At 67.5% G+C, this 6,173-nt stretch carries 6 protein-coding genes and 1 pseudogene; 5 read left to right on the top strand and 2 right to left on the bottom strand.

Annotated elements, in window-relative coordinates; translation table 11 throughout:
* Positions 1–1,037 (top strand): annotated as a pseudogene (locus tag G3N61_RS25845) (thioredoxin family protein); the annotation flags it as partial.
* 74 nt (positions 1,038–1,111) lie between these two features.
* Positions 1,112–1,477 carry a 5-carboxymethyl-2-hydroxymuconate Delta-isomerase gene (locus tag G3N61_RS25840; RefSeq protein WP_043181501.1) on the top strand — a complete coding sequence of 122 codons (366 nt, stop codon included), beginning with the start codon at positions 1,112–1,114 and terminating at the stop codon, positions 1,475–1,477.
* Between the two features lie 68 nt (positions 1,478–1,545).
* Here G3N61_RS25840 and G3N61_RS25835 read toward each other — a convergent pair whose 3' ends face one another.
* A complete protein-coding gene (locus G3N61_RS25835) occupies positions 1,546–1,809 on the bottom strand; it encodes a DUF4148 domain-containing protein (RefSeq protein WP_205823911.1) in 264 nt (87 codons plus the stop codon).
* 246 nt (positions 1,810–2,055) lie between these two features.
* Positions 2,056–3,459, bottom strand: a complete 1,404-nt coding sequence (locus tag G3N61_RS25830; protein ID WP_043181187.1) for a GntP family permease — start codon at positions 3,457–3,459, stop codon at positions 2,056–2,058.
* 316 nt (positions 3,460–3,775) lie between these two features.
* Between G3N61_RS25830 and G3N61_RS25825 the strand changes: the two genes are divergently transcribed.
* From G3N61_RS25825 to G3N61_RS39710, 3 genes are all read left to right on the top strand, one after another.
* Complete coding sequence (locus tag G3N61_RS25825; protein ID WP_175024884.1) at positions 3,776–5,254, top strand: sigma 54-interacting transcriptional regulator; 1,479 nt, start codon at positions 3,776–3,778, stop codon at positions 5,252–5,254.
* Positions 5,255–5,308: 54 nt separating this feature from the next.
* Positions 5,309–5,836, top strand: a complete 528-nt coding sequence (locus G3N61_RS25820; RefSeq protein ID WP_089451634.1) for a BON domain-containing protein — start codon at positions 5,309–5,311, stop codon at positions 5,834–5,836.
* Between the two features lie 61 nt (positions 5,837–5,897).
* Positions 5,898–6,170 (top strand): hypothetical protein, encoded by a 273-nt coding sequence (locus G3N61_RS39710; protein WP_063763449.1) that lies wholly within the window; start codon positions 5,898–5,900, stop codon positions 6,168–6,170.
* Positions 6,171–6,173 lie beyond the last annotated feature (3 nt).

The following is a 6,173-nucleotide window of genomic DNA, read 5'->3' as shown; positions in this document are numbered from 1 at the left end:
ACCATTTCTGGGAACGGATCCGTTCAGCGTCCAAAGTCAGGCTCGACGGTGCCGCGATCCCGAAGGCCGTCGAGGAAAAGGCCGGTGCGTTGCTCGGCGCACTCTATGAAGAAGCGTTGAAAGCGGCCGTGGTCGCCGCGTCCGACGATCCTGCGCAGGCCGGCGCGCTCGACAAGGCGGCGCTTGCCGATTCGCTGCGCACGGTGCTGCAGGATCCCGCATGGTCGCGGGCCGATTCGGACGTGCTGGTCGCGGCGCCCGCGCGCGTGGTCGCGTATCTCGGCGGCGGCGATGCGCAGCGCGCGAAATTGCGCGGCGCATACGATGCGGCGCTTGCGTGGCTGTCGACCGACGCCACGCTGTCGTCGATCGACCGGCTGATGGCGCTGCACGGCCGCGTGCTGCTCGCGCGCGGCGACGCGCACAAGGGCGCGCCGCTGACGGCGCCGGCGCTGGCCGATACCGCGCGCAAGCAGATCGCCGCATCGGTGCAGGGCGCCGCGAATGCCTACGAGCGGCAGGCGCTCGTCAGCGAAGGCGCGGACACGCTGACCGACGCGGGCCTGTACGACGAGTCGGAAGCGTTGCTGAAGGCCGAGTTGCCGCGTTCGTCCACCCCGTACTACTTCATGTCCGGGCTGGCCGCGAATGCGAAAGCGCGTGGCGACAAGGCCGCGGCGCTCGACTGGTACCGCAAGGCATACGACGCGGCGAGCGGACCGGCGACGAAGCTGCGCTGGGGTGCGACCTATTTTGCGAATGCGGTCGAACTGGCGCCGGACGATTCGGCGCGCATCGAAGGGATTGCCGCGAGCGTGCTCGCGCAGGCCGACAAGACCCGGGACGCGTTCTACGGTGCGAACCTGCGCGCGTTGACCAAGGTCGTCACGCAGCTGAACCGCTGGCGCGGCAGCGGCGCGCACGATGCATCGGTCAGGTCGATCGCGAAGCAGTTCGACGGCATCTGTGGGAAACTGCCCGCCGGCGATCCGCAGGCAAGCGCCTGCGTGCGCCTGATCCAGCCGGTCAAGGCATAGCATCCGGTGGCACTGTGTGAGCTTTCGGGATGCCGGCCGGCGCTTTTCCCGATACCAACGAGGCCACCGACACCATGCCCCATCTGACGCTCGAATATTCCGCGAACCTCGACGGGTTCGACGCCGGCGCGACCCTGCGCGCGCTCAATGCCGTACTGGCCGCGTCCGGCCATTTCGACGAGCTCGACATCAAGAGCCGCGCGCTGCGGTTCGATACCTTCGCGGTCGGCACGTCGCCGGCGCCGCGCGCGTTCGTCCATGCGAAGCTCGCGGTGCTGAGCGGCCGGACGACGGACGTCAAGCGCGAATTCTCGGAGCAGGTGCTGGCGGAACTGAAGCGGCACGTCGTCGCGCCGCCCGGCACGCACCTGCAACTGTGCGCGGAAATACTGGAGCTGGAGCGCGAGTCCTACGCGAAAGCGAGCATCGAGCCGCGCTGACCGGTGCGCGCTGCGCGGGCCGGGAACGCGGCGCTGACGCGAGCGCGTTTCACGGGTTCGAAACCCGACTATTGGCCCGTGGTGTACGCGCCGCGACGGCCGTATCCGGTGCCTGCGGCCTGCGGCGCGCCCTGTTGCCGGGCGATCTTCGCCTCGGCGGCCTGAATGCTGGCAGGGTAGAACCAGTCGCTCGGCTGAAAGCCGGCCTTTTTCAGCGCAACCACTTCTGAATGAACTTCGGCGCGTGTGAGCGGCGAGTTCGATTGTGCCAGCGCGGCGACGGGAGCGGCGAATGCGGCCGCGAGGGCGATCGTACGGATCAGCGGGTTCATGAGCGGATACCTCCATGTTTTCGACGGTGCCGATCGCACACGGTGACCGTCGAAACCAGTGTAGGCCTCGCCCGACTCGCGAAAAATGCCGCTACGCCCAACGTAGTGTTCTGCGGAAGACAACAATGAGCGAGCCGTCGAGCGTGCCTGAACGGTGCCCGGCAAAAAGGGGAGGAGCGGGGAGGAACCGGCCGCATCGACGCGGCCGGCGGGCGGCGGCCCTGAGACGGGCCGCCGCGGAGGGTGTTAGACGAGCCCCGTCGTGTAGTACACGGCGATCACGAAGAACACGGCGAGCGTCTTGATGACCGTGACCGCGAAGATGTCGCGATACGACTCGCGGTGCGTGAGGCCCGTGACCGCGAGCAGCGTGATCACCGCGCCGTTGTGCGGCAGCGTGTCCATGCCGCCGCTCGCCATCGCGACGACCCGGTGCAGCACGTCCAGCGGGATATTGGCGGCCTGCGCACCCTTGATGAACAGGTCCGACATCGCGGCGAGCGCGATGCTCATGCCGCCCGACGCCGAGCCGGTGATACCGGCGAGCGAGCTGACCGACACGGCTGCGTTGACGAGCGGGTTCGGAATGCTCTTCAGCGCATCGCCCACGACCAGGAAGCCCGGCAGTGCGGCGATCACGCCACCGAAGCCGTATTCCGACGCGGTGTTCATCGCGGCGAGCAGCGCGCCGCCGACGGCGGCCTTCGAGCCGGCCGCGAAGCGATCGCTGACACGCTTGAACGCGGTCAGCACCACCAGCACGATGCCGAGCAGCAGCGCGGCCTCGACCGACCAGATCGCGACGACCGTCTTGATCGATGCCGTGACGGGCGCGTGCACGCCCGGCAGCACGTCCGGCGCGACCGTGTACGACGCGGCGCCATACCACTGCGGGATCAGCTTCGTGAACGCGAAGTTCGACACGCCGACGAGGATCAGCGGCAGGATCGCGAGTGCGGGATTCGGCAGCGACGTCGTCTCGACGCGCTCCGGCTCGTTGACGAGCGACGTGCCGTAGCCTTCGCCCTTCGCCATCGCCGAGCGGCGGCGCCATTCCAGGTAGCTGAGGCCGACGACGATGATGAACAGCGAGCCGATCGTACCGAGCGCCGGTGCGGCCCACGCGGTCGTCTTGAAGAACGTGGTCGGGATGATGTTCTGGATCTGCGGCGTGCCGGGCAGCGAATCCATCGTGAACGAGAACGCGCCGAGCGCGATCGCGCCGGGCATCAATCGTTTCGGAATGTTGCTCTGGCGATAGAGCTCGGCCGCGAACGGATAGACCGCGAACACCACGACGAACAGCGACACGCCGCCATAGGTGAGTAGCGCGCACACCGCGACGATCACCGCATTCGCACGCGAGCGGCCGATGTAGCGGATGGCCGCGTGGACGATCGACTCGGAGAACCCGGAGAGTTCGATCACCTTGCCGAACACCGCGCCAAGCATGAACACCGGGAAATACAGTTTGACGAAGCCGACCATCTTCTCCATGAAGATGCCGGAGAAGACCGGGGCGACGGCGGCGGGGTCGGTCAGGAGCACCGCGCCGAGCGCGGCGATCGGCGCGAACAGGATCACGCTGTAGCCGCGATACGCGGCAAACATCAGGAACGCCAGCGCGGCGAGGACGATCACGAAAGACAAGGGAGTCTCCTAATGGCTTTGGTTGTTGTTCGATCGCGCGACGCGCCGCGGACCGGCTCAGGTTCGTGCAGGTTTCGTGCCATCGGCCGGATTGCGCCGCCGGACGTGGGTCCGCCGGAGACCGGCGGGCCCGCGCCGGTCGTTGTCTGACGATTCTACATAAAACGTCTCCATCCGGAGACGAAATGGCCGTCCGGCCAGCCCCTGGAATCGGGCAGGACTTTCCCGGACAACGCATCGCGGCGTGTCTCCGAAGTGAGATAATCCGTCTCGATCCGGAGACAACCGGTCGAAAATACACGGAGACGAAGACACGATGATGAACGACTGGGCCCGCCTGCCCGTCAACTACGGCGACGTGCTGCGGCGCGCCGCCGAGTCGCTGTTCCGGACCTTCGAGGATTCGAGCGCGGGCACGGTGGTCGTCGATCGCGATGCGCGCGTCGTGTGGATGAACGAACGGTACGCGGCGCGTTTCGGTTTCGCCGATCCGCAGCAGGCCGTCGGCCTCGACTGCGAGGCCGTGATCCCGAACAGCCTGATGCGCGAGGTCGTGTCGACCGGGCAGCCGATCCTGCTCGACATCATGGAGACGGGCCGCGAGCCGCTCGTCGTCACGCGCCTGCCGCTGAAGAACGAGGCCGGCGAAACGGTCGGCGCGATCGGCTTCGCGCTGTTCGACCAGTTGAAGACGCTCACGCCGATTTTTTCCCGCTACGCACAGCTTCAGCAGCAACTGATCGCGACGCAGCGTTCGCTCGCGCAGGCGCGCCGCGCGAAATACACGTTCGCGAGCTTCGTCGGCACGAGCGCCGCGAGCCTCGAAACCAAGCGCCAGGCGCGCCGCGCCGCGCAGGTCGATTCGCCGGTGCTGCTGCTCGGCGAGACGGGCACCGGCAAGGAACTGCTCGCGCATGCGATCCACGCGGCGTCGGCGCGTGCCCTCCAGCCGCTCGTGACCGTCAACGTCGCCGCGATTCCGGACACGCTGCTCGAAACCGAATTCTTCGGCGCGGCGCCCGGTGCGTACACGGGCGCCGACCGCAAGGGGCGCGTCGGCAAGTTCGAGCTGGCCGATCGCGGCACGCTGTTTCTCGACGAGATCGGCGACATGCCGCTGCCGCTGCAGGGCAAGCTGCTGCGCGTGCTGCAGGACAAGGAATTCGAGCCGGTCGGCTCGAACCGGATCGTGCGCGCGGACGTCCGGATCATCGCTGCCACGAGCGCGGACCTGCCGGCGCTGGTCGCGGCCGGGCGTTTTCGCGCGGATCTCTATTACCGGCTGAACGTGCTGACGATCCACGCGCCGCCGCTGCGCGAGCGCGCGTCCGACATCGCGGCGCTCGTCTACGCGACGCTCGAGGAACTGGCCGCGCAGCACGGCCGCGCCGCCCATTGCGAGCTGACCGACGATGCGTTGCGGATGCTGTGTGCGTATCCGTGGCCCGGCAACGTGCGCGAGTTGCGCAATACGCTCGAACGCGCGCTGATGCTGTCGGACCGGTCGGTGATCGATGCGCGTGCGCTCGCGCCGTTCCTTGGGCCGGTGCGCGTGTCGACGGACGGCGCAGCATCGGCGCAGCGGGCGGCCGTATCGCCGGCCGAGCGGCGGGCGGGCGAGGTGCCTGCTGCGCCGGCCGCTTCGTATGCGGATGCGTTGGCGGCGTGGGAGCGCCAGTTCCTGACCGATGCGCTGGCGGCCTGCGACGGGAAGGTGGTGGAAGCGGCCGCGCGCATCGGGATCGGCCGCGCGACGCTGTACAAGAAGCTGGCGGCGTTGGGCATCGACCGGTAGGCCGATCGGCAAAGCCGGCGCGGTCGGACGTGATGCATCGAACAGGAGATCACGATGAAGCGGATCGGCATCGCAGGGTGGCTGACGATGGTGCTGGCGACCACTGCGCTCGCGCAGTCGGGCGACGTCGACGCACCCGAGGCGCGGCGCAACTGGTACAACGATCCATTTATCGCGCTGTCGCAGGACGTGGCCGAATGCCCGTTGCCGCTCGGCCCGTGGATGACCCGCGCCGAGATGACGGACGATGCGCATTACCGCGCGGAACGCGGCACCACCTGCTGGCTCGCGCACCGCTGCTCGAAGCCGAACTCGTATATGTATGACGCACCGATCGCCGACGCGGTGAAGGCGCACTTCGCCGGCTCCGATCGGCTGCATGGCACGAGCCTGTGGATCACCGTGCAGCGGCGTTTCATTTACGTCGAAGGATGTGCGGATACGGCGTTCGATCGCCAGGCGTTGCAACGCGAACTCGAGGCGCTTCCGGACGTCGAGCAGGTATTCGTTCGCATCACCGACGATCCGCGCAAGCGCTTGCCGTACAAGGCGCGCGGGCAACCCGGCCGCACGCCGGACTGACGGTGGAAGGGCCGCGCATGGCATACTCGCGACATTCAAAAAAAGGTTGACGGGAAGAACAATGAAACACATGCTTGCGTCGGTCTGTCGGTGGCCTCGGGCGGCCGTCGTGTTGGCTCTGGTTGCAGGGCTCGGCGGGTGTGGCGGCGCCGCGCCACTGTTCACTTCGGACGGGCGTCCGACTACGCAGGTGCAATGCACCGGCCGCGACTGGAGCAATTGCACGGACAACGCCCGGGCGATCTGCAACGGGGATTTCGACGTGCTTCAGCAATCGAGTGATGACACAACGCGAAATCTTCTCTTCGCGTGCAAGAAGAAAAGCGGTTACTGATCC

Source organism: Burkholderia sp. Ac-20349 (genome assembly GCF_017104865.1).
Lineage (GTDB): Bacteria > Pseudomonadota > Gammaproteobacteria > Burkholderiales > Burkholderiaceae > Burkholderia > Burkholderia aenigmatica.
Note: the sequence above shows the minus strand (reverse complement) of the source record. Positions and strands in the feature narration are given on the sequence as shown.

Coding starts and splice junctions, on each gene's coding strand:
- G3N61_RS25835 (WP_205823911.1), bottom strand. CDS start 1,809: ATGAACCCGCTGATCCGTACGATCGCCCTCGCGGCCGCATTCGCCGCT.
- G3N61_RS39710 (WP_063763449.1), top strand. CDS start 5,898: ATGAAACACATGCTTGCGTCGGTCTGTCGGTGGCCTCGGGCGGCCGTC.
- G3N61_RS25825 (WP_175024884.1), top strand. CDS start 3,776: ATGATGAACGACTGGGCCCGCCTGCCCGTCAACTACGGCGACGTGCTG.
- G3N61_RS25840 (WP_043181501.1), top strand. CDS start 1,112: ATGCCCCATCTGACGCTCGAATATTCCGCGAACCTCGACGGGTTCGAC.
- G3N61_RS25820 (WP_089451634.1), top strand. CDS start 5,309: ATGAAGCGGATCGGCATCGCAGGGTGGCTGACGATGGTGCTGGCGACC.